Annotated in this window: 19 protein-coding genes; 6 read left to right on the top strand and 13 right to left on the bottom strand. The window is 67.3% G+C overall.

Annotated elements, in window-relative coordinates:
* Positions 1–47 precede the first annotated feature (47 nt).
* Positions 48–1,661 (bottom strand): chaperonin GroEL, encoded by a 1,614-nt coding sequence (gene groL / locus ACFWY9_RS38410; protein WP_378341190.1) that lies wholly within the window; start codon positions 1,659–1,661, stop codon positions 48–50.
* A gap of 97 nt (positions 1,662–1,758) precedes the next feature.
* Positions 1,759–2,052 carry a co-chaperone GroES gene (gene groES, locus ACFWY9_RS38405; protein ID WP_009072407.1) on the bottom strand — a complete coding sequence of 98 codons (294 nt, stop codon included), beginning with the start codon at positions 2,050–2,052 and terminating at the stop codon, positions 1,759–1,761.
* A 1,157-nt stretch (positions 2,053–3,209) separates the two neighbouring features.
* On the opposite strand from groES, the gene ACFWY9_RS38400 reads away from it, so the two are divergent.
* Positions 3,210–4,973 carry a hypothetical protein gene (locus ACFWY9_RS38400; protein WP_378341189.1) on the top strand — a complete coding sequence of 588 codons (1,764 nt, stop codon included), beginning with the start codon at positions 3,210–3,212 and terminating at the stop codon, positions 4,971–4,973.
* A gap of 192 nt (positions 4,974–5,165) precedes the next feature.
* Here the strand turns inward: ACFWY9_RS38400 and ACFWY9_RS38395 are convergent, their stop codons facing one another.
* The 5 genes from ACFWY9_RS38395 to ACFWY9_RS38375 form a co-directional block, all read right to left on the bottom strand.
* The gene (locus ACFWY9_RS38395) at positions 5,166–5,441 is read right to left on the bottom strand and encodes an aminoglycoside phosphotransferase family protein (RefSeq protein ID WP_378341188.1); all 276 of its coding nucleotides are present in this window, start codon (positions 5,439–5,441) and stop codon (positions 5,166–5,168) included.
* 55 nt (positions 5,442–5,496) lie between these two features.
* Positions 5,497–5,979: a hypothetical protein gene (locus ACFWY9_RS38390; RefSeq protein ID WP_378341187.1), complete on the bottom strand. Its 483-nt coding sequence runs from the start codon at positions 5,977–5,979 to the stop codon at positions 5,497–5,499.
* On the bottom strand, positions 5,976–6,647 hold the full coding sequence (locus ACFWY9_RS38385) for an HAD family hydrolase (protein ID WP_378341186.1): 672 nt from the start codon (positions 6,645–6,647) through the stop codon (positions 5,976–5,978). The genes ACFWY9_RS38390 and ACFWY9_RS38385 overlap by 4 nt, the downstream gene beginning before the upstream one ends.
* Positions 6,644–6,991, bottom strand: coding sequence for a hypothetical protein (locus tag ACFWY9_RS38380; protein ID WP_378341185.1), 348 nt, complete (start codon positions 6,989–6,991; stop codon positions 6,644–6,646). The genes ACFWY9_RS38385 and ACFWY9_RS38380 overlap by 4 nt, the downstream gene beginning before the upstream one ends.
* A gap of 118 nt (positions 6,992–7,109) precedes the next feature.
* Positions 7,110–7,757: an HAD family hydrolase gene (locus ACFWY9_RS38375; RefSeq protein ID WP_378341184.1), complete on the bottom strand. Its 648-nt coding sequence runs from the start codon at positions 7,755–7,757 to the stop codon at positions 7,110–7,112.
* Between the two features lie 142 nt (positions 7,758–7,899).
* On the opposite strand from ACFWY9_RS38375, the gene ACFWY9_RS38370 reads away from it, so the two are divergent.
* Positions 7,900–9,825 carry an N-acetylmuramoyl-L-alanine amidase gene (locus tag ACFWY9_RS38370; protein ID WP_378341183.1) on the top strand — a complete coding sequence of 642 codons (1,926 nt, stop codon included), beginning with the start codon at positions 7,900–7,902 and terminating at the stop codon, positions 9,823–9,825.
* A 16-nt stretch (positions 9,826–9,841) separates the two neighbouring features.
* Here the strand turns inward: ACFWY9_RS38370 and ACFWY9_RS38365 are convergent, their stop codons facing one another.
* From ACFWY9_RS38365 to xrtP, 3 genes are read right to left on the bottom strand one after another with little or no spacing between them, the layout of a single operon-like run.
* Positions 9,842–10,717 carry an alpha/beta fold hydrolase gene (locus ACFWY9_RS38365; RefSeq protein WP_378341182.1) on the bottom strand — a complete coding sequence of 292 codons (876 nt, stop codon included), beginning with the start codon at positions 10,715–10,717 and terminating at the stop codon, positions 9,842–9,844.
* 43 nt (positions 10,718–10,760) lie between these two features.
* Positions 10,761–12,146: a glycosyltransferase gene (locus tag ACFWY9_RS38360; protein ID WP_378341181.1), complete on the bottom strand. Its 1,386-nt coding sequence runs from the start codon at positions 12,144–12,146 to the stop codon at positions 10,761–10,763.
* Positions 12,143–12,688, bottom strand: a complete 546-nt coding sequence (xrtP, locus tag ACFWY9_RS38355; RefSeq protein ID WP_378331269.1) for an exosortase P — start codon at positions 12,686–12,688, stop codon at positions 12,143–12,145. Before xrtP ends, ACFWY9_RS38360 begins: the two co-directional genes overlap by 4 nt.
* A gap of 372 nt (positions 12,689–13,060) precedes the next feature.
* Here xrtP and ACFWY9_RS38350 point away from each other — a divergent pair, with 372 nt between their 5' ends.
* The 3 genes from ACFWY9_RS38350 to wecB all read left to right on the top strand — a co-directional run bounded on the left by ACFWY9_RS38350 (position 13,061) and on the right by wecB (position 15,324).
* On the top strand, positions 13,061–13,834 hold the full coding sequence (locus ACFWY9_RS38350) for a choice-of-anchor P family protein (RefSeq protein WP_378341180.1): 774 nt from the start codon (positions 13,061–13,063) through the stop codon (positions 13,832–13,834).
* Between the two features lie 21 nt (positions 13,835–13,855).
* Entirely contained in the window at positions 13,856–14,035 is a 180-nt protein-coding gene (locus ACFWY9_RS38345) for an LPXTG cell wall anchor domain-containing protein (RefSeq protein ID WP_378331267.1), read from the top strand.
* A 125-nt stretch (positions 14,036–14,160) separates the two neighbouring features.
* Positions 14,161–15,324, top strand: coding sequence for a non-hydrolyzing UDP-N-acetylglucosamine 2-epimerase (gene wecB, locus ACFWY9_RS38340; RefSeq protein WP_378331266.1), 1,164 nt, complete (start codon positions 14,161–14,163; stop codon positions 15,322–15,324).
* 237 nt (positions 15,325–15,561) lie between these two features.
* On the opposite strand, the gene tsaD is transcribed toward wecB, so the two are convergent.
* From tsaD to tsaB, 3 genes are read right to left on the bottom strand one after another with little or no spacing between them, the layout of a single operon-like run.
* Positions 15,562–16,608, bottom strand: a complete 1,047-nt coding sequence (gene tsaD, locus ACFWY9_RS38335; protein ID WP_378341179.1) for a tRNA (adenosine(37)-N6)-threonylcarbamoyltransferase complex transferase subunit TsaD — start codon at positions 16,606–16,608, stop codon at positions 15,562–15,564.
* Positions 16,608–17,090: a ribosomal protein S18-alanine N-acetyltransferase gene (rimI, locus tag ACFWY9_RS38330; RefSeq protein ID WP_378331264.1), complete on the bottom strand. Its 483-nt coding sequence runs from the start codon at positions 17,088–17,090 to the stop codon at positions 16,608–16,610. The genes tsaD and rimI overlap by 1 nt, the downstream gene beginning before the upstream one ends.
* Entirely contained in the window at positions 17,087–17,761 is a 675-nt protein-coding gene (gene tsaB, locus ACFWY9_RS38325) for a tRNA (adenosine(37)-N6)-threonylcarbamoyltransferase complex dimerization subunit type 1 TsaB (RefSeq protein WP_378331263.1), read from the bottom strand. The genes rimI and tsaB overlap by 4 nt, the downstream gene beginning before the upstream one ends.
* A gap of 273 nt (positions 17,762–18,034) precedes the next feature.
* On the opposite strand from tsaB, the gene ACFWY9_RS38320 reads away from it, so the two are divergent.
* A complete protein-coding gene (locus ACFWY9_RS38320) occupies positions 18,035–19,465 on the top strand; it encodes an acyl-CoA synthetase (protein WP_378331262.1) in 1,431 nt (476 codons plus the stop codon).
* The last annotated feature ends 15 nt before the right edge of the window (positions 19,466–19,480 follow it).

The following is a 19,480-nucleotide window of genomic DNA, read 5'->3' as shown; positions in this document are numbered from 1 at the left end:
GGCACTCCGGTGGGAGTGCCGCCCCGCTTCGGGACGAACCGGTGGAGCTAGTGCGCGTGGCCGTGACCGGCCGCGGCGGGCTCCTCCTCTGCCGGCTTCTCGACCACGGAACTCTCCGTGGTGAGCACGAGCCGGGCGATGGACGCGGCGTTCGCCACCGCGGACCGGGTCACCTTGACCGGGTCGACGATGCCGGCGCCGATCAGGTCCGTGAGCTCGCCGGTGGCGGCGTTGAAGCCCTGGCCCCAGCTCTGCTCCTGGACCTTGCTGACGATGACAGCGCCCTCGTGGCCCGCGTTGGTCGCGATCCAGAACAGCGGCGCGGTCAGCGCGTCACGGACGATCCGGACGCCGGTCGCCTCGTCACCGGTCAGGCCGAGGCCGCCCTCGAGCTCCTTGACCGCGTGCACCAGCGCCGAGCCACCGCCGGGCAGGATGCCCTCCTCGACGGCCGCCTTGGTCGAAGCCACGGCGTCCTCGATGCGGTGCTTGCGCTCGTTCAGCTCGGTCTCGGTCGCCGCGCCGACCTTGATCACCGCGACACCGCCGCCGAGCTTCGCGAGCCGCTCCTGCAGCTTCTCGCGGTCCCAGTCGGAGTCGGTGGTCTCGATCTCCTTGCGGATCTGGGCGATCCGGCCGTCGATCGCGTCCTTGGTGCCCGCACCGTCGACGATCGTGGTGTCGTCCTTGGTGACGACGACCCGCCGCGCACGGCCCAGCGAGCCGAGGTCGGTCTCGGACAGCTTCAGGCCGATCTCGGCCGAGATGACGTTGCCGCCGGTGACGACCGCGAGGTCGTCCAGGAACGCCTTGCGACGGTCACCGAAGAACGGCGCCTTGACGGCGACCGCGGTGATCGTCTTGCGCAGCGAGTTCACCACGAGGGTGGACAGCGCTTCGCCGTCGACGTCCTCGGCGATGATCAGCAGCGGCTTCTTGGCCTCGACGACCTTCTCCAGCACCGGGAGCAGATCGGCCAGCGCCGAGATCTTCTCGCGGAACAGCAGGATGTAAGCGTCCTCGAGGATGGCCTTCTGGTCCTCGGGGTTGGTCGCGAAGTGCGCCGACAGGAAACCCTTGTCGAACTGCACACCCTCGGTGACCACGAGCTCGGTCGCCAGCGTGGACGACTCCTCGATGGTGATGACACCGTCCTCGCCGACCCGCTCCACGGCCTCGCCGAGCAGGGCGCCGATGGCCGCGTCACGCGAGGTGACCGTGCCGACCTGGGCGATGTTGTCGCGGCCCTTGACCGGGGTCGCCTTGGACTTGAGGGTCTCGACGACCTTCTCCGCGGCGGCCTCGATGCCGCGGCCGACCGAAGCCGGGTTGGCGCCGGCGGCCACGTTGCGCAGGCCGACCTTCACCAGCGACTGGGCCAGCACAGTCGCGGTGGTGGTGCCGTCACCGGCGACGTCGTTGGTCTTGGTGGCGACGCTCTTGGCGAGCTGGGCGCCGAGGTTCTCGAACGGGTCGTCCAGCTCGACCTCACGGGCGACGGTCACGCCGTCGAGGGTGATGGTCGGGCCGCCGAACTTCTTGTCGAGCACGACGTGACGCCCGCGCGGGCCGAGGGTGACCTTGACCGCGTCGGCGAGCTTGTTCACCCCGCGCTCCAGCGCGCGACGAGCGTCCTCGTCGAAACTGATCTGCTTGGGCATAGCGAGTTCCGCTTACCTTTCGGTGTCTCTTGAACGCAAGAACGCCCCGCACCCCGGCTTGTGCGGGGCCCGGGGCGTCATGCGCTGCGAGCGGTCGTCAGTTGATGACGGCCAGCACGTCGCGGGCGGACAGGATCAGGTAGTCCTCACCGTTGTACTTGACCTCGGTGCCGCCGTACTTCGAGTAGATGACGACGTCGCCGACCGCCACGTCCAGCGGGACGCGGTTGCCCTTGTCGTCGATCCGGCCCGGGCCCACGGCCAGAACCTTGCCCTCCTGGGGCTTCTCCTTGGCGGTGTCGGGGATGACGAGGCCGGAAGCGGTCGTCTCCTCGGCCTCGCTCGTCTGGACAACGATCTTGTCCTCGAGCGGCTTGATGTTCACGCTCACCGGGTTGACCTCCACGGTCGTCGAAAGCGTTGGCAGGTACGTAATGACTTACGGCTCCTACCACCCCCGCCGTCGCGGGTGCCGGGGCGTGTTCGGGCCGTGCAATTAGCACTCTAGCCACGGGAGTGCCAGCTTCGCAAGGAGGGTGCCCTCACGCTGGTGAAACTCGCCTCCTGAGCGCCTGACCAGCCGGTTCATTTCGCGAGGATTACGCGGCGCCCACGATCCGGCCCGGGCGGACACGTTCAGTATGCCCGCGCCCGCACGCGCGCGGGTGCACGCGTGGCGCACCCGTGCCTGCCAGTCGACCAGTTCGAAGCGGCTCCACAACGAGGCCTGGTTCGGGCTGAGTCGTCGGCTCGGCTGCTTCATCGTCGGCACCTCTCCGGCTGGTCGGGCTCGGGGGGCACCGGACGTGATGGCTGCCCTCCCCCGTCTTCCTCGCCTCTGCCGCAGTTAGCGCCGGGGCGTCGGCGTCAAGGGTGAGCGCAGCTCATCGCGAAGCGACGCCAACGGCGCCCTTGATGCTGGCGGGCCGGTGTTAAACGATCGCCTGCGAGGAACGGCCGCCAATGGTGACCTGGCAGGACGTACCGTCATGCGGCTTGATCGCGTCTATGCCCATATGCGGCTCACAGGGTTGTCAGTCGCCGTCGACGGCGCGCGTGCCTCACCGCCACGTCGGCGGGCCTGCCCGGCGGCCGACGGCCGGAGCGGAGCGGCAGGCCGTCGTGTCGCACTCGGGCGGGGCCGCCGTACGCGTGGTGACGTGCGCGCCGCCGACGGCGGCTCCTTGATCCCATGGAGCCAAATTCGGCAACAAACACACGCCAACCACTGTGACGGTTCCACACAAACGAGATCTAGACGAATTGATCAACATCGACACTGATCGACCAACCGAGCACCGGATACTAGTTTGACACGCCCATGAAACCACTGTCCGCGCCGCATGCCGACGACAGTCGTCCATCGAGCTATTCGATCTTCCCGCAGTCCACTGTAATAGTCTTTCTTGCACACCTACAGTCTGCCTGCTGTAGGATGTTGCCACATAAAAGTATAACTACCTCCAGAAGAGGCGGTTGAGTGACCTAATGCCAATTCGCAGCATACTATTGGCAATATTCGCATTTCTGACAATTTCCGCTGCCGCCATGACCTTTCTTGGTAGCCTGCCCGTTGCCGTTGGAAGTTCATCGGCCGTTCTTGCAGCTGCTGCAACCTTCTTCACAGCCATCGCAAAGCCTCTGGCCGACTTACCTAAGCTGGCAATAAAGCATAAAGGTGAGCAGCACGAGATACTACGGGCAATGAAAGCCTCAGGTCTTTTGACAGATAAACCCTTGAAAAAGTTGGACCTCTATCGAGACTTACGGGCACATTCCGCCATGAGAGCAGCGGGCGCTCACTATGTAACGCCCTACATCTCAAGAAGCATTGACCAAGAGCTCGACGCCAAGATGAAAGAAGACCACTTAGTACTGATTGAAGGCGACTCAGCTTCAGGCAAAACACGGACTGCTTTTGAAGCCGTCAAGAGGTACTCCCATACTTTAAAATATAGTTTACGCATCGTAATTCCTCAAGACGGCGCCACGCTACGAACAGCCGTCAGGGCTGGATATAGCTTCAAGAACAAGATCCTTTGGCTGGACGATCTAGAAAGGTTCCTATCTCCCGACGGATTAGACGACGGACTCTTACGAGTTTTGGCATCTGGTGATCTGAAAACAGTAGTCGTAGCTACAATCAGAGCCAAGCAACGAGAAACGCTTAGCGAACAGTTTATCAGCGTTGGAGAACGCGCAAACTTGCAAGTGCCAGAGGTGCAGAGATTGCTCCTAAACTTCACAGCCACCTACTTATCCAAAGAACTCGATCAATCCGAACTTTTTGACGCGTATAAACTGCGCGGCGATCCGCGTATTGCCTTTGCACTTGATTCTCACAACAATGGCTACGGCGTAATCGAGTTAATTGCAGCTGGCCCCGCAGTTCTTCAGCGCTGGCTTACGGGCTCCGAGGGCGGCAACCGACTCGGAGCCGCCCTAGTCTCTGCAGCAGTCGACATATATCGAGCAGGTTACCAAGCTCAGATCCCTGAAGATTGGCTGAAGGCAGCCTGTGTCGGGTACCTTACCAAGGAAGACGTAGCCGCGGACCCTAAGGCAAACTTTGAAGACGCGTTTTTGTGGGCGACCGAGAAAGTTCACGGCGCTAACTCTTGCCTCATTAAAGGCGACAGCAGATCATTCAAGGCATTCGACTACCTGGTTGACTACGCACAAAATAAAGCAACAATAAGCCGTTCAGCTGGAGGCGATGAAGAGCAGATAAACTTCGCCCGCGTTTCGACTATACCCGGTGAAGTTTGGCACACTTTAGCTGATAACCTTCCAGTTGATAGTCCATACTTTTTATCATGTTCCCTCATGGCGAGCATGCGCGGCCACCCAATCATGGAATTAATCATCCAAAAGAAGATCGAAGAGGGAATTATTGATAAGGACTACTACAAAGACGGTCGCCGACTGGTTGGTCTTGCCAACGCGTGCATTGTGCAAAAAGTATGCGTTCCATGCGCCTTTCTAAAGAAGGGTCTAAGCATGGATCTCCTGTTTAATGAACTCCACAAAAGATTAGAAGAACTTTACTTAAACGGAAACAGCGAGTCAGCCTCTACGACGATCTTCTTGCTCGAATTCCTGGCATTTAAAACAAACATGCTAGAAAAAGGGACCGCCATTAGGATGGCCGCAGAATCTGTGCCCTCAGAGTTTTCTTTCAGGGTAGGTCAACTCATGGAATCACAGCAACGACTTGACGCTGCCCAAATTTGGTACTCCTTAGCATGCGAGCTGGGAGTTATCCAGGCCACAGAAAGACTTGTCGCCATAGAGCAAAGCTTGAACGACTAACGTCTGCACTTTCGTAGTGGACACTTTGAATACCAGTACCGAACGTCGAGGCGCTCTTTATACTTAAGATGCTGACTCTCAGCAACACACTCAATCACTCATCTATACACAGAGATACACCGGCTCTCACAGACTAGAACAACCTCGAAAATAGCAAAGACTCGGTTCGTCTCCCGTGAACATGCCGATATATCAGACTCGACCAGCACGAGCAACAATCTCCCAGGCTCGGGCACGCTTGGGATCAAGTTTCGCTGCCTCGGCGATCAGTCCGGCTACATCAGGCAGCGATGGCACGGCGCCGGAGATTTTGAGTGCCATAAGAGCCGCGCCGTATTCGACTTCGCCACAAATCCCACGCGGGTCAATGAGCATCCACTGTCCCCCAGCCGCCTGTAGAATATTCCACGGCGATGGGTCTCCATGGCACAGACCGAAGTAGGCACCAGCGGCCAACTCGTCGAGCACTTCGAGGGCGTACTTACGCTCGGCGATGGATGCGAGGGTTTCGCCAGGCGGGAGATCAGTGGGTTTGTCGTCGACGAGGCGTTGCCGAAGCCAGTCGATGAGACTGGGCAAAGCGCCAGGCGGTTGTGCGGTGGCTATGGCACCGAGCGGGGCGGTGAGATTTGTCAAGCATGATCGTGGTCGGAGCAGCGTCGGCGAGTGGGATGCCTGGGATGACCTGGTCCATGACGATCCATGCGCCGGTTTCGGTGGTCGTCGCCTCGTGGATGGCAGGGTCGACGTCGATGTCGGCTAGGGCCTTCGCGACAGTGGTTTGAGCATCGGCGTCCGGGTCGGGGGTGGCGCGCAGGATGAGGTTCTGGTCCGGGGTTCTGGCTGCGACAACGAGCGCGTATCGCGCGGGCAGGATGCGGTGCGGGGTGGCGTTGTGGCGGTGGCAGAGGTCGGTTAGCTCGGGTTCGACGGCGGTGAGCCACTGGTCGGCGCGGTTCGGCCAGCGGGTGCGGATGGAGCGGGCGAGTTCCGCGGGGACCTTCATGAGACGGGGACCAGGCCGGCCAGGGTCTCGGTGATCGCGTCCGCTCCAGCGGCGGCGAACTTGGCGTGTTTGCCGGGCTTGTTGGCGTAGCCGAGGGCTGGGACGCCTGCGGCGTGGGCGGCCTGGATATCGGTCACCGAGTCGCCGACGAACACGCAATCGCCCGGGGCGGCGTCCAGCGTCGTGATCGCCTGGCGGAGCAGGTACGGACTGGGTGTGAGCAGGGCGACGTCGGCGCTGGTGCGGGCGGAGACGGTGTCGACGGCGGACCGGAGGTTGTAGAGGTCGAGATAGACGCTGATGGCTGCGGTGCTGTTGTTGCTCACGATGGCCAGCGGGCGGCCGGTGGCGTGCCAGGCCTCGATGAGGTCGTGGGCTCCGTCGGCGGGTGTGGCGGTGGGGATGGCTTCGACTTCGTGGGCGGTGAAGGCGGCTTCGACGTAGCGGGCCTCGTCGGGGCCGAGGGTGGCGGCGTGGCGCAGGACGTCGAACGGGTCCGCGCTGACGGCCACGTCTTCGGGCAGCTCGGCGTGACCGCCCTCGGCGAGGATTCCGCGGAGCTGATCGGCCACGACGGGCGCGGGGATGCCCGCGAAGACGGAGCAGACCGGGCCGTCGAAGTCGAGCAGGAGCACGCGGGCCTGGGTGAGCAGGTCGGCAGGGCTCATCGCTGGAAGTCCTCGGCAACGCTGTCCCACACGCTCTCAAACCATGTCCGCGCTTGCTCGACGTACTGCGAGCCGGTGGAAGTGTCGTCGTCGCTGATCGAGTGGTGGAACAAGACGGCGTCCTTGCCCATCAGGTCGTAGATCGCCGTGGTCTCGTCGCCGAAGTTGATCACGTGTTCGCGGACGGGGTAGAAGCCGAAGAAGGCTTCTTCGTTGTTGATCAGGTAGAGCTTGAACATCGGCGGCGCCGGGTGCACCCGGACCTGGGCGGTGGCCTTGCTGATCAGGCCCAGCTCGGCGAGTTCGGTCACGGAGTCGACGATGGCCAACGTGTGCCGACGCATGATCTCCTCAGCACGCTGGTCTCGCCGGAGAACCCGGCGAAATCGATCGTGACACCCGGAGCCTCTAAGCCCGTGCATCCGGGCAGAAAGGTGCCCTCACGCTGAGCCCGAGCTGCGTTTAGCCCGCTAAACGCAGCTCGGCGAGGTCGGCGACGACGACGTCCGGTGGTGGCGTGAGGGGTGCGACAGGAGCGACCGCGATGGTGGCGACGCCGGCGGCCCGGGCGGCTTGGAGTTCGGGCGGCGTGCCGCCGATCAGCACGCACTGGTCCGGCGACGCGCCGACTCCGCGCACGGCGGCGTCGATCAGCGCGGTGCCGGGCAGGAGCAAGGCCGGATCGCCGGACGCGCGGGCGCTGATCCGTTTGACCTCGTACTGCAGGTCGTGCAGCGAGAGGTGGCTTCGCACCGCGTCCATCGACTGGTTGCCCACCGCGGTGACAGTGAATCCCCGCCAGGCGAGTTCGCCGATCAGCTCGACGGAGCCGGGCACGGGGCCTGCGACGACCAGTGCTTCGAGTTCCAGCCGGGCCAGTTGCCGGTGGACGGCGTCCGCGGTGTTCGGGCCGCAGCTCGCGGCGTAGGACAGCACGGCGAACGGGTCGCCGGTGGCCGCGACCTCGTCCGGAAGGACGTGGCCGACCAGCGGCTTCAGCCGGTCCGCCGCGGTACGTGCCCCCGTGGTGTCGAAAACCGTGCAGACCACTCCGTCGAAACCGACGAAGACGTGGTCCCGGTCGGCCAGCAGTTCCGTCACCCCCACCATGCCCTCCACTTTGCCAGCGAGTGCGTTTAGCGGGCTAAACGCACTCTGAGATCTGCCTCAACGCACTCGGGGACTTACCCGGGGTGCGCCGGTTCTGGTTAGGTTTTGGCCATCGGCTGCCCGACCACTGGAGAGTGCCTTCATGCAGTCACGTATGTCGCGCCGCACCGCCGCCGCGATCGCCGCCACCACGCTCCTGGCCGGGCTGGCCACCGCCGCCCCGGCTCAGGCCGCCCCCACCGATCAGCAACGCCAGGGCGACTTCGCCGCCGCGGCGAGCGAGTTCGGCGTGCCGCTCAACGTCCTGCTCGGCGTCTCCTATCTCGAGTCCCGCTGGGACACCAACCACGGGACGCCCAGCACCGCGGCGGGCTACGGCCCGATGCACCTCACGGATCTGCGCTCGGCAGGCTCCGGCGGCAGCCATCACGACGAGGGCACCGAGGACCCGCGCGGGGACAGCGCCCGGCCCGCCCTGCGCCCGAGCGCTCCCGCCCCGGCCCCTCCCGCGCCCGGCCTGCAGACCGTCGACACCGCGGCGGCGCTCACGCACACCGACCCGGCGACACTGCGCGCCGATCCGGCCGCCAACGTCCGGGGCGGCGCCGCGCTGCTTGCCGACTACCAGCGCAAACTCGGCGTCCGCAGCGACAACCCGGCGGACTGGTACGGCGCGGTCGCGCGCTACAGCGGCGCCGACGGCACGGCCGCCGCGCAGGCCTTCGCCGACGAGGTCTTCGACACCATCGCCGCCGGGACGTCCCGCACCACCGACGACGGCCAGCGCATCAGCCTGGCCGCGGCTCCCGGGCTCGCCCCGGCTCGCGGCCAGCTCGGCGCGCTCGGGCTCCGCGCCGACGCGCCGCCCGCGCCGGAGTGCCCGAAACGGGTCGCGTGCGAATCGGTGCCCGCGCCCTACCAGCAGCTGCCCGACGGCGGCTACGGCAACCACGACATTGCCGACCGGCCGAACGACCAGAAGATCGACCACATCGTCATCCACGACACCGAGGGCTACTGGGATTCGGTGCTCAAGCTGGCCCAGGACCCGGCCTACGTCAGCTGGCACTACACGGTCCGCTCCGCGGACGGCCTGATCGCCCAGCACGTGCCGACCAAGGACGTCGCTTGGCACGCGGGCAACTGGTACGTCAACGCGAAGTCCATCGGCGTCGAGCACGAGGGGTTCGCGGCGAAGGGCACTTGGTACACCGAGGCGATGTACCGCGCGTCGGCGAAGCTGGTCGGCTACCTGGCGCGCAAGTACGACATCCCGCTCGACCGCGCGCACATCATCGGCCACGACAACGTGCCGGGCACGACCCCGGCGACGATCAAGGGCATGCACTGGGACCCGGGCCCGTACTGGGACTGGTCGCACTACTTCGACCTGCTCGGCGCGCCGTTGGACGGCTTCGGCAGGCCGGGCTCGCCACTGGTCACGATCGCTCCGGACTTCGCCACGAACCAGCCCGCGTTCACCGGCTGCGACGGTGCCGGAAAGCCTTGCCCGGCAAGGGGATCCGAGGCCGTCGTGCTGCACACCGAGCCGAGCGACACCGCGCCGCTGCTGCTCGACGCCGGACTGCACCCCGACGGCTCACCGTCCACAATGGACGTCGCCGACGTCGGGAGCAGGGTCGCGACCGGGCAGCGGTACGTCGTCGCCGAAACCCGCGGCGACTGGACCGCGATCTGGTACCTCGGCCAGAAGGGCTGGTTCCACAACCCGCGCGACGAGCGCACCGCGAAGCCCGCGTTCGGGTTCGCCGTCACGCCGAAACCCGGGCTCGCGTCGGTGCCGGTCTACGGACGGGCCTTCCCGGAAGCCTCGGCCTACCCGTCGAACGTGCCGCCGCAGGAGCTGGTGCCGCTCCCGTACACGTTCGCGGCCGGGCAGCGGTACTCCTCGGGCGGGACGGTCGGGTCCGAGTACTTCTCGGCCACGACGTTCGACCCGGCGCAGCATGTCGTCGTCAAGGGCAAGCTCCGGTACGTCCAGATCCAGTTCGGGCACCGGATCGCCTACGTCAAGGCCGACGACGTGCAGGTCCAGCCGGTCTGGTGAGCCCGCCCGAGTGCGTTTAGCCCGCTAAACGCACTCGGGTCAGCAGGTCACGGAGGATTTCGGGGGCGTGCGTCCAGAGCAGCGCGCCCCCGATGTCCGGGACGACGTGCCGGGTGACGCCGGGGATCCGCGCGGACAGGGTGACGCCGTTGTCGGGTGAGTGACTGGTGTCGAGCTCGCCGTACCAGACGTCGACAGCCGTGGTGATCCGCGTGAGGTCGAACGGCCAGCGCCCCATCGCGAGGACGGTGTCACGCGCGTACCCAGCACTCCCCTGTCGGAACGCTTCGGCGAGCGCGCGGCGGTACGCGGCGTCGAAGGCCGGAGCGGTGTACACGGCGACGTCAACGTCAGGGCTTGACGCCAGGACGTGGTCTCGCATCGCCTCGGCGCTGAAGCCCGCGAAGAAGGCTTCGGCGCTGTCGGGGTCCTCAGCGACCTGACGCACCAACGCCGCCAACGCATCCGGAAGCACGCCACAGAACTCGGGCGCCGAGACCTCGTCGGCGGCCGACACCAGCGCGAGTGGGCCGGCGACGCCTTCGACGACGCAGGCCAGCGCGAACGGCGCGCCCTGGGAGTTCCCGACGATCGCGGGAACACCGAGCCCACGATCCGCGCACAGCACGCCGATGTCCCGTGAGAAGTCGGCGAAGCCACGGCCGGGGTCCGATGTGGACACACCGAGTCCCGGCCGGTCCACCGACACGAGCCGGATACCGAGTTCGCCGACGACGTCGGCACCGAAACCCAGCGTCCGGCTGGTCGCCGCGCCGGGGCTGAACAGGACCGGCACGCCGTCGGCCGGGCCCCACTCGGCCCAGCCGAGCACCCGGCCGTCCGGCAGCGCCGTTTCGCCGAGCCGGGCGGGAGGTTCGACAGCTACGTTCACCCCGCCGATCATGGCGGAGTCCACTCTGGACCGCACGCGGGTTTCAGCTGTCCAGCGCGACCTTCACCCCGGCGGCCTGTTCGGTGTTGCGCCGCGTCTTCGCCCAGCCGTTGCGGCCGCGGATCAGCCGGAACAGCGCGCGCCACGACGTGATGTAGAAGGTGTAGATGTAGGCCGCGTAGGCGAGCCCAATGCCGATACCGCGCAGGATGTTCTTGCTGCGCAGGCATTTCATCTGGTAGATCGGGCCCCAGACGACGAACGGCAGCAGCCCGAACGAACCGTAGATCGCGAAGAGGATCCAGGCACCGCCGGTGAACCACGTCCACACCTGCGCCGGATCGCCCGCGGTGCTGATCAGCAGCAGCACGAACGGGATCGGGTAGAGCAGCGAGCCGATCAGCTGCATCCACGGCTGCGCCAGGTAGTACATCATCTCGGCGGCGCCGAGCGTGCTGACGTGCGGCGAGTCCCAGATCCGCCGCAGATACCGCGCGCATTGCATGGTGCCCTGACCCCAGCGCGTGCGCTGCACGAGGAAGCGCCGCAGGCTGTACAGACCTTCTTGCGCCACATGGGAATCCGGGGTGAACCCGGTACGCCAGCCCGCGGTGAGCAGGTGCACGCCGAGTTCGAAGTCCTCCAGCAGCGAGCCGCGCCACGGCTGCTCGTCCTCGCCTGCGATCGAGTCGAGCGCGCTCAGCCTGGTGAACTGCCCGTTGCCGCCCATCGAGATCGTGCCGGTGAAGCCGCGCGAGGTCTGGATGGCCGCGATCGCGGTGCGGAACTCGAGGTCCTGCAACTGCGCGAGCTTGAGCCCGAACGCGCGGGAGAACCACGTCCGGCCCGGCGGACGGGTGGTCACGTTGCTCATCCGGACGTCGAGCTGGACGGCGCCGATCGTCCCGTCGCCGAACAGGTGCCCGGCGGCGCACACCTCGAGGCAGTTCGGGGCGGGACGCCCGTCGGCGTCGACCACCACGACAACGACGTCGTCGCGACGCGCGTCCGGTCCCATCCAGTCGTTGAGGGCCTGATACGCGGCGTTGAGCGCATCGCCCTTTCCCGTTCGCGCCTCCGGCCGCGTGCGCGGCACGAGGTGCAGGTACGGGTCGTAGGCGCCGTTGCGCCGCCAGAGCGAGCGGACGACGCGGGCGGTGCGGTCCTCCGAGTCGTCGTCGACGACCCAGACGTGCGCGCGCCGGAACGTCGTCCGCAGGTACCGCACGGTCTCGCGGATGACGGTCTGTTCGTCGCGGCAAGGCACGAAGAAGTGCCAGACGAAGTCGTCGGGATCGCCCACCGGCGCCGGTTTGCGCCGTAGGTAGGGCACGACGATCACGACGACGTAGACGATGAACGCCACGCTCATCGTCAGCGCGAACGCCTGGGTGACCGCCAGCAGGATCTTCAGCCCGCCTCCGCTCATGACGCGGCCTTCGCGGCGTGCCTGCCCGCCTTCGTCCTGCGGGTGGCGAGCCACACGAAGAGCACGAGCGACACCGCGCCACCGAGCACGCTGACCATCGACCCGAGCAGCGTGTGACCCCAGTAGTAGCCCTCGTCGGTGCCGAGGCCGAACACGAGCCAGACGATCGTCAGAATGCGCAACTGGTTGACAAAAAACACGACGACAGCCGCCGACAACAGTGACAAAAACAGCCTCTTGGCATTATTCGGCCGGAAATACAACATGACCGAGGTCACCAACAACAACGGCAGCAAGAGAAAAACCGACGAGCATTCCGGAGTCATCCGTAACCCGAACGGAGTATCACTCGATAACCCAAAGTAGACAGTTTCCCGGGAGCCCACGACGTATACACCCGATGAGGTGATGACCCGCAGGATCAAACCTGCCAGCTGTACTTCGATTTCGCGGTACAGCCGCTCGGCCAGCACCAGACCCACCCCGGCCGCCAGCACCGCGAGGACCGCGATACGCAGCGGAAACCTTGCGGGACTTGACATGGGAGCGCTCGCTACGGCCACAACGATCCTCTCGCTGTCGATGATTGCCGGACGGCTGGACGTTCTCGACGAACCTGCGGACCCCGGTTCGAGCGTAAGCCATTCCGGCGACCGGGGGCCAGCGGGATCCCCTGCACCGGGGAGCCGACTGGGCCTTTCGGCCCCTTGTGCCGGCAACTTGTTAGACCAAGAGAGTGAACGTTCCACCGACCTGGTGAAAAGCGTCGAAAATCCACCCGAACCGGTGATTCGCCAGTTTCTTCTGTGCCATTTCCGCGGGCCCCGGCGATACAGGGTCCGCGTGCCGAATTCTGGAGGCGGTATTCATCCGCGTAGCGGTGCGCCTTGGGAAGACAATCGGAGGATCAGTTGATGAAGAGGCACCTCATGCGACGAAGCGGTCTGCTCGCCGCGGTGGTGGCGAGCATCGCCCTCGTCGGAGCGGCACCCGCGTACGCGGCGCCCGGCGACGGCTCCGCGTATGGCGTCAAGGTCGATGTGAAGCTCCTCGGCCTGGACGCGGTGAAGGCGGGGCCACTGGCCGCCGCGAACACCAACGGTCCCGTCCAGAACAGCCTGGCCAAAGTGGATCTGACCGGCATCCTCACCGCCGGCGCGATCAACACCGAAGCGAAGCGGGATGACAACTCCGGTGCGGTGACGGCGAAGGCGAGCACCGCCGACGTCGGCCTGCCGTTGCTGCAGAAGGCGCTCGGCACCGTCGGGGTCAAGGCCGTCGAAGCCGTGTGCACCGCGACGCAGAAGGGTGTCGAGGGCAGCACCACGCTGGTCGGCGCCAACCTCGGCAGCCTGGGCGCCGTCGACTCGAAACCCGCCGCGAACACCCAGCTCAAGGTCGGTCTCGGCCCGGTCAATGTAGCGACGATCATCCTCAACGAGCAGATCAAGAACCCCGACGGAAGCCTCACCGTGAACGGCCTCCACGTGAAGCTGCTCGGCGAGGGGCTCGACGCGCTCGGCTCCGGTGACGTGATCGTGTCCTCGGCGACCTGCGGCCCGGCCGCGCCGCCGATGCCGCTCGCGTCCGGCGCGGGTCTGTGGATCGGCCTCGGTCTGCTTGGCGCCGTCGCGATTCCCGCGGGCACCTGGATGATCCGCAAGCGGCGCTCGGCGACCGCGGCCTGACCGGACTGAGGTGAGGCGGAAATGTACAAGATGCCAGGCGCGGGCGTCGGCGTGGCGGGTGGCGGCGTGGGCACGCTGGCCGCCACCGGCGCCGACATCGGGTGGTGGCTCACCGTCGGCGTGATCCTGGTGGTGCTCGGGATCGTCGCGGTGTACGCCGCGTATCGCCGCAACCGGCGGCTCGCCAGGTCGCGGGCCTGACCGGTACGGCCAAGCAGGCGGACGGCGTACGCCCCTCGTACGCCGTCCGCCCGGCCGGACACGGGGTTTTCCCGGACACTCGAATCCGAGGGTGTCCCGCAAGGCGCAGGAAGGAGCACCGAATCATGGACGTGATGTTGCTGGCCGGGACTCGCCCGGAGGCGGTCAAACTGGCACCGCTGGTGCTGGCGCTGGACGCGCACCCCGGGCTGCGGCCGCTGCTGGTGCACAGCGGCCAGCACGAGGGCATGGTCGAGCAGGCGCTGGTGCCCTTCGGTGTCGGCGTCGACGCCTGGCTCGACGTGCCGCCGCGGATCACCGGAAGCCAGGCCGAACTCGTCTCGGGACTGCTCCCGGCCATCGACGACGCGCTGCGACGGTGCGCCCCGGCCGCGCTGGTCGTCCAAGGCGACACGACGACGGGCCTGGCGGGCGCGCTCGCCTCGTTCTGGCGGGGTGTCCCGGTCGTCCATCTCGAGGCGGGGCTGCGGACGCATGACCTCGCGGCGCCGTTCCCCGAAGAGGGGACACGCCAGATGATCGCGCGCATCGCCGCGCTCCACCTGGCGCCGACCATCGGCGCCGCGGCCGCGCTGCGCGCGGAAGGCATTGCGCGGCAACAGATCGCGGTGACCGGCAACACCGTGGTGGACGCCGTACTCGCCATCGCGGCGCGCGATCTTCCCGCGCGCGACACGGCTCTCGCACTGCTGGAGATCGAGATCGCCGAGGCGGGCGAGCGACTGGTCCTGGTGACCTCGCACCGCCGGGAATCGTGGGGCGAACCGCTCGCCCGCACGCTCGCGGCTGTCCGGCTCATGGTCGCCGAGCATCCCGACGTCCAGGTGCTGTTCCCGGTGCACCCGAACCCGGCGGTCCGCGAGCAGGTACGGTCCGAATTGGACGGTCTGCCGCGGGTGACGATCACCGAACCGCTGGAGTACCCGGACCTGGTGCGGGCGCTGCGGCTGGCGTCACTGGTGCTCACCGACTCCGGCGGGATCCAGGAGGAGGCGCCCACATTCGGCACGCCGGTGCTGGTGCTGCGCGAGGTGACCGAGCGGATGGAGGCGGTCGACGCGGGCTGCGCGTGGCTCGTCGGCACCGACACCGCGCTGATCGCGGACACCGCGGCGCGCCTGCTGCGTGGTGAACTCCAGCCCGCACAGGTCGGGAATCCTTACGGCGACGGCAATGCGGCCGAACTCGCGGTGGCCGCGATCTCCGAGCTGCTCGGTCTGGCGGACGGCACGGTCACCGATCTCGAGGTCGTTCCCACACACGGCTGAGTACGGCGGGCTGTCGTGTGTGTCCTGGGCGTGGCCGGGACGAATGGTCCGCTCGTGCCGTTCGCGGCGCGAGAACCGGCGGTCACAGGTGTCACCTCGGTCCCTCTCGCCACTCCGGGGGAGAGCAAGGGACCTTTGCTATCGCTCTACACGCGGTGTATAGCGGCGGCGCTGTCACGGAAACTCCGCTCGTGCCAAGAAAACCTTGACAAGGGAATCCGCGACACCGACGGCACCTCAGATCGAGACGACCTCGACCGGCAGCGCCGGATTGGCCGAGAAGTCCAGCGCAGCCACGGGACGCTGGGCAGCGACGACGTGGGCTCCGAGCGCCGCGATCATGGCGCCGTTGTCCGTGCACAGCCTCGGCCGCGGCACCCGCAGTTCGATCCCGGCCTCGGCACACCGTTCCGCGGCCAGTGCCGAGAGCCGCGAATTCGCCGCCACACCACCGGAAATAACCAGGGTCCCGATGCCCTGCTCCTTCGCCGCCCGAATCGCCTTCGCGGTGAGCACGTCGGCGACGGCTTCCTGGAACGACGCCGCGACGTCATCTACGGGGATGTCCTCACCCCGACGTTCGGCGCCTTCGACCCACCGGGCGACCGCTGTTTTGAGGCCGGAGAAGGAAAAGTCGAACTTGGCGTCCCGAGGTCCGGTCATCCCGCGCGGGAACGCGATCGCCCGCGGATCGCCGTTCTTGGCGGCCTTGTCGATCGGCGGACCGCCAGGATAGGGCAGGCCGAGTACGCGGGCGACCTTGTCGTAGGCCTCACCGGCCGCGTCGTCCACTGTGGACCCGAGTTCGGTGATCTTCGAGGCGATGTCGTCCACCCGCAGCAGTTGTGTGTGCCCACCGGAAACCAGCAAGGCCAGGCACGGTGCGGGAAGCGGGCCGTGCTGCAGGGTGTCGACGGCGATGTGCCCGGCGAGGTGGTTCACACCGTACAACGGAACACCCAGCGCCGTGGCGTACGCCTTCGCCGCCGCGACGCCGACGAGTAACGCGCCCGCGAGGCCGGGGCCGGCCGTGACAGCGATCGCGTCCACATCGGACAGTGCAAGACCTGCCGTAGCGAAAGCCCGTTCCGCGGTCGGGACCATCGCTTCGAGGTGGGCCCGACTGGCGACCTCGGGCACCACACCGCCGAAGCGCGCGTGCTGTTCCACGCTGGAGGCGACCTCGTCGGCGAGCAGCTCGACGGTGCCGTCGTCGTGCAGCCGGACCAAGCCGACGCCGGTCTCGTCGCACGAGCTCTCGATGCCCATGATGATGCGCGACATCAGCCCGCCACCTCGTCCGCTCGTGTCCGCGCCGGGCGGACCATCGTGTAGGCGTCGGCGCCGGAAGGCCGGTAGTAGCGCTTCCGGATGCCGACCCGCTCGAAACCGTGCCGCTCGTAGAGCGCGATGGCCGCGTCGTTGTCCGTGCGGACTTCGAGGAAGACCGGCGCGTCCAGTTCGTCGGCACGCTCCAGCAGCGCGCGCAACAACGCCGTGCCGATGCCCTGCCCTTGGGACTCGGGGACGACACCGATGGTGTGCACGCTCGTCTCGTACTCGCCACGCTTGCGGCCGACGACGGCAAGCCCGGCATACCCGACGAGCTCGTCGGAGTCGTCCGGGCGGGCGGCGAGGTAGAAGTTCCCGGCGTCGAGTTCGGCCTGGAACGCCCAGGCACTCCACGGATCGTCGCCGGGGAAGAGGATCTTCTCGATCTCCACGCAGCGGGCGATGTCCTTGCGGCGCAACGGTTCGAGCCTCATGGCGCGGTCACTCGCTTGCGGCCTGCCGGCTCGGCCGCGTCGGGGCGACGCAAGTAGAGCGGAGTGAGCGCGGCGGGCGGCTCCCCGGCGAGCAAGCTCTCCCGGGCAACCTTGACGAGTCCGGCGGGCGACGGGAAACGGGGTCCAATGGGCTGGACGCCGAGCGTGTCGGCGTACAGCGCCGCGCCATCGCCCGCGGCGACCTTCGTGGTGACGTCGAGTTCGGCCGGGCGCTGGACGTGCGGGCCGTCCGCCCGCGTGCCGTCGGCGTCGTAGCGCGCCCAGTACACCTCGCGGCGACGCGCGTCGGTGAGCACGAGGAACGGGGTGTCGCCGGTGACGTCCGCCGCGATGGCGTCGAGGCTGCAGACCGGGTACGCCGGGACGCCGAGTGCGTGGGCGAGGGCGGCTGAGGTGGCCATCCCGGCGCGCAGGCCGGTGAAGGGCCCGGGACCGACGCCGCACACGATCGCGTCGAGATCCTTGAGCGTGATCCCTGCGGCCTCGGCGGCGGCCAGGGCGTGCGGGGTGATCAGCTCGCCGTGGGCCCGCGGATCGACGGTGACCCGCTCGGCGCGCGTGGTCAGCTCGGCGGCGTCTCCCGCAGCGTCCACGACAACGACACCCGCGGTGACCGCCGGGGTCGACGTATCGATCGCCAGTACCAACACGGTGTCCCAGCCTACGGCCCCCGCCCCGACGTGCAGTTAGCGGGCTAAACGCGGCGCTTAGGCACGCTAAGGACTCCGGCGGGCCTGTCGGCCCCTGGTCCCGGCCCCCGACGCCCCGCGCCTCCCGACGAGCCCGCCGGACTGCGTTTAGCGGGCTAAACGCAGTCCGGCGCGGGGTGTGAACCAGGTCTCAGCGGGGGCAGGGTCGTGCGGGGTACGGTGCGATTTCGAGGCGTCCGGCAGACGGCGAAGTGCGCAACAGGAGGTCCCGCGGTGCCCGATCGGTTGTTCCCCGCCCTCACGAGCGGCTCCCCCAAGCAGGCTCTCCGCTTCGGCGAGCAGACGCTGACCTACGACGAACTCGCGGCCGTCGCCGGCGCGCTCGCCCGTGACCTGCCGAAGAGCCGTGTGGCCGTCTGGGCGACGCCGAGCCTGCACACCAGCGTCGCGGTCGTCGCCGCCCTGCTCGCGGGGGTCCCGGTGGTACCGATCAACCCCAAGATCGGCGAGCGGGAGCTCGCGCACATCGTGTCCGACAGCGAGCCGGCGCTGGTCCTCGCCGAGCCAGGCGCCGACCTTCCGGACGGTTTGTCGGCACTGCCGCGCCGGGACATCGACATCGACCCCCGAACCACACCGCAGGCACTACCGGAGGAACCCGGCGCCGAGACACCCGCGCTGATCGTCTACACCTCCGGCACCACGGGTCCGCCCAAGGGCGTCGTGCTCCCTCGCCGCGCACTCGTCACGACCCTCGACGCGCTCGAGGACGCCTGGCAGTGGACCGCCGACGACGTCCTGGTGCACGCGCTGCCGCTGTTCCACGTGCACGGCCTGATCCTCGGCATTCTCGGGCCGCTTCGGCGTGGCGGGACCGTGCGCCATCTCGGCCGGTTCTCCACCGACGGAGTGGCGCGCGAGCTGGGCGATGGCGCGACGATGCTCTTCGGCGTGCCAACGATGTACCACCGCATCGCCGGCGAAGTCGCTGAGAACGAAACGCTCGCGAAGGCGCTACGCGGCGCGCGGCTGCTCGTGTCCGGCTCCGCGGCGTTGCCGGTGCACGACCATCAGCGCATCACCGCGGCCACCGGCCAGCAGGTGATCGAGCGCTACGGGATGACCGAGACGCTGATGAACACCAGCGTCCGCGCGGACGGCGAGCGCAAACCGGGCACCGTCGGCGTCCCGCTCGCGGGCGTCGAGCTGCGGCTGGTCGGTGAACACGGGGAACGGATCGACGAACTCGACACCGTCGGCGAGATCCAGGTCCGTGGCCCGAACCTGTTCACCGAGTACCTGAACCGGCCGGACGCGACGTCGGCCGCGTTCGACGACGGCTGGTTCCGCACCGGTGACATGGCGACGCGCGACGCCGACGGGTACGTCCGGATCGTCGGCCGCAAGGCGACGGACCTGATCAAGAGTGGCGGCTACAAGATCGGCGCCGGTGAGATCGAGAACGCCCTGCTGGAACATCCGCGCGTCGCCGAGGCCGCGGTGACCGGCGAACCGGATGACGACCTCGGCGAGCGGATCGTCGCGTGGATCGTGCCGGACGGCGAGCCGCCGACAGCGGCAGAACTGGCCGACCATGTCGCCCGGCTGCTCACTCCCCACAAGCGGCCGCGGGTCGTCCGGTACCTCGACGCGTTGCCACGCAACGACATGGGGAAGGTCATGAAGCGAGCCCTCGGTGGCTAGGCTGCCCGCCCGCGA

Source organism: Amycolatopsis sp. NPDC059027 (genome assembly GCF_042739735.1).
GTDB lineage: Bacteria > Actinomycetota > Actinomycetes > Mycobacteriales > Pseudonocardiaceae > Amycolatopsis.
This window is presented reverse-complemented; position numbering and strand designations above follow the sequence as displayed.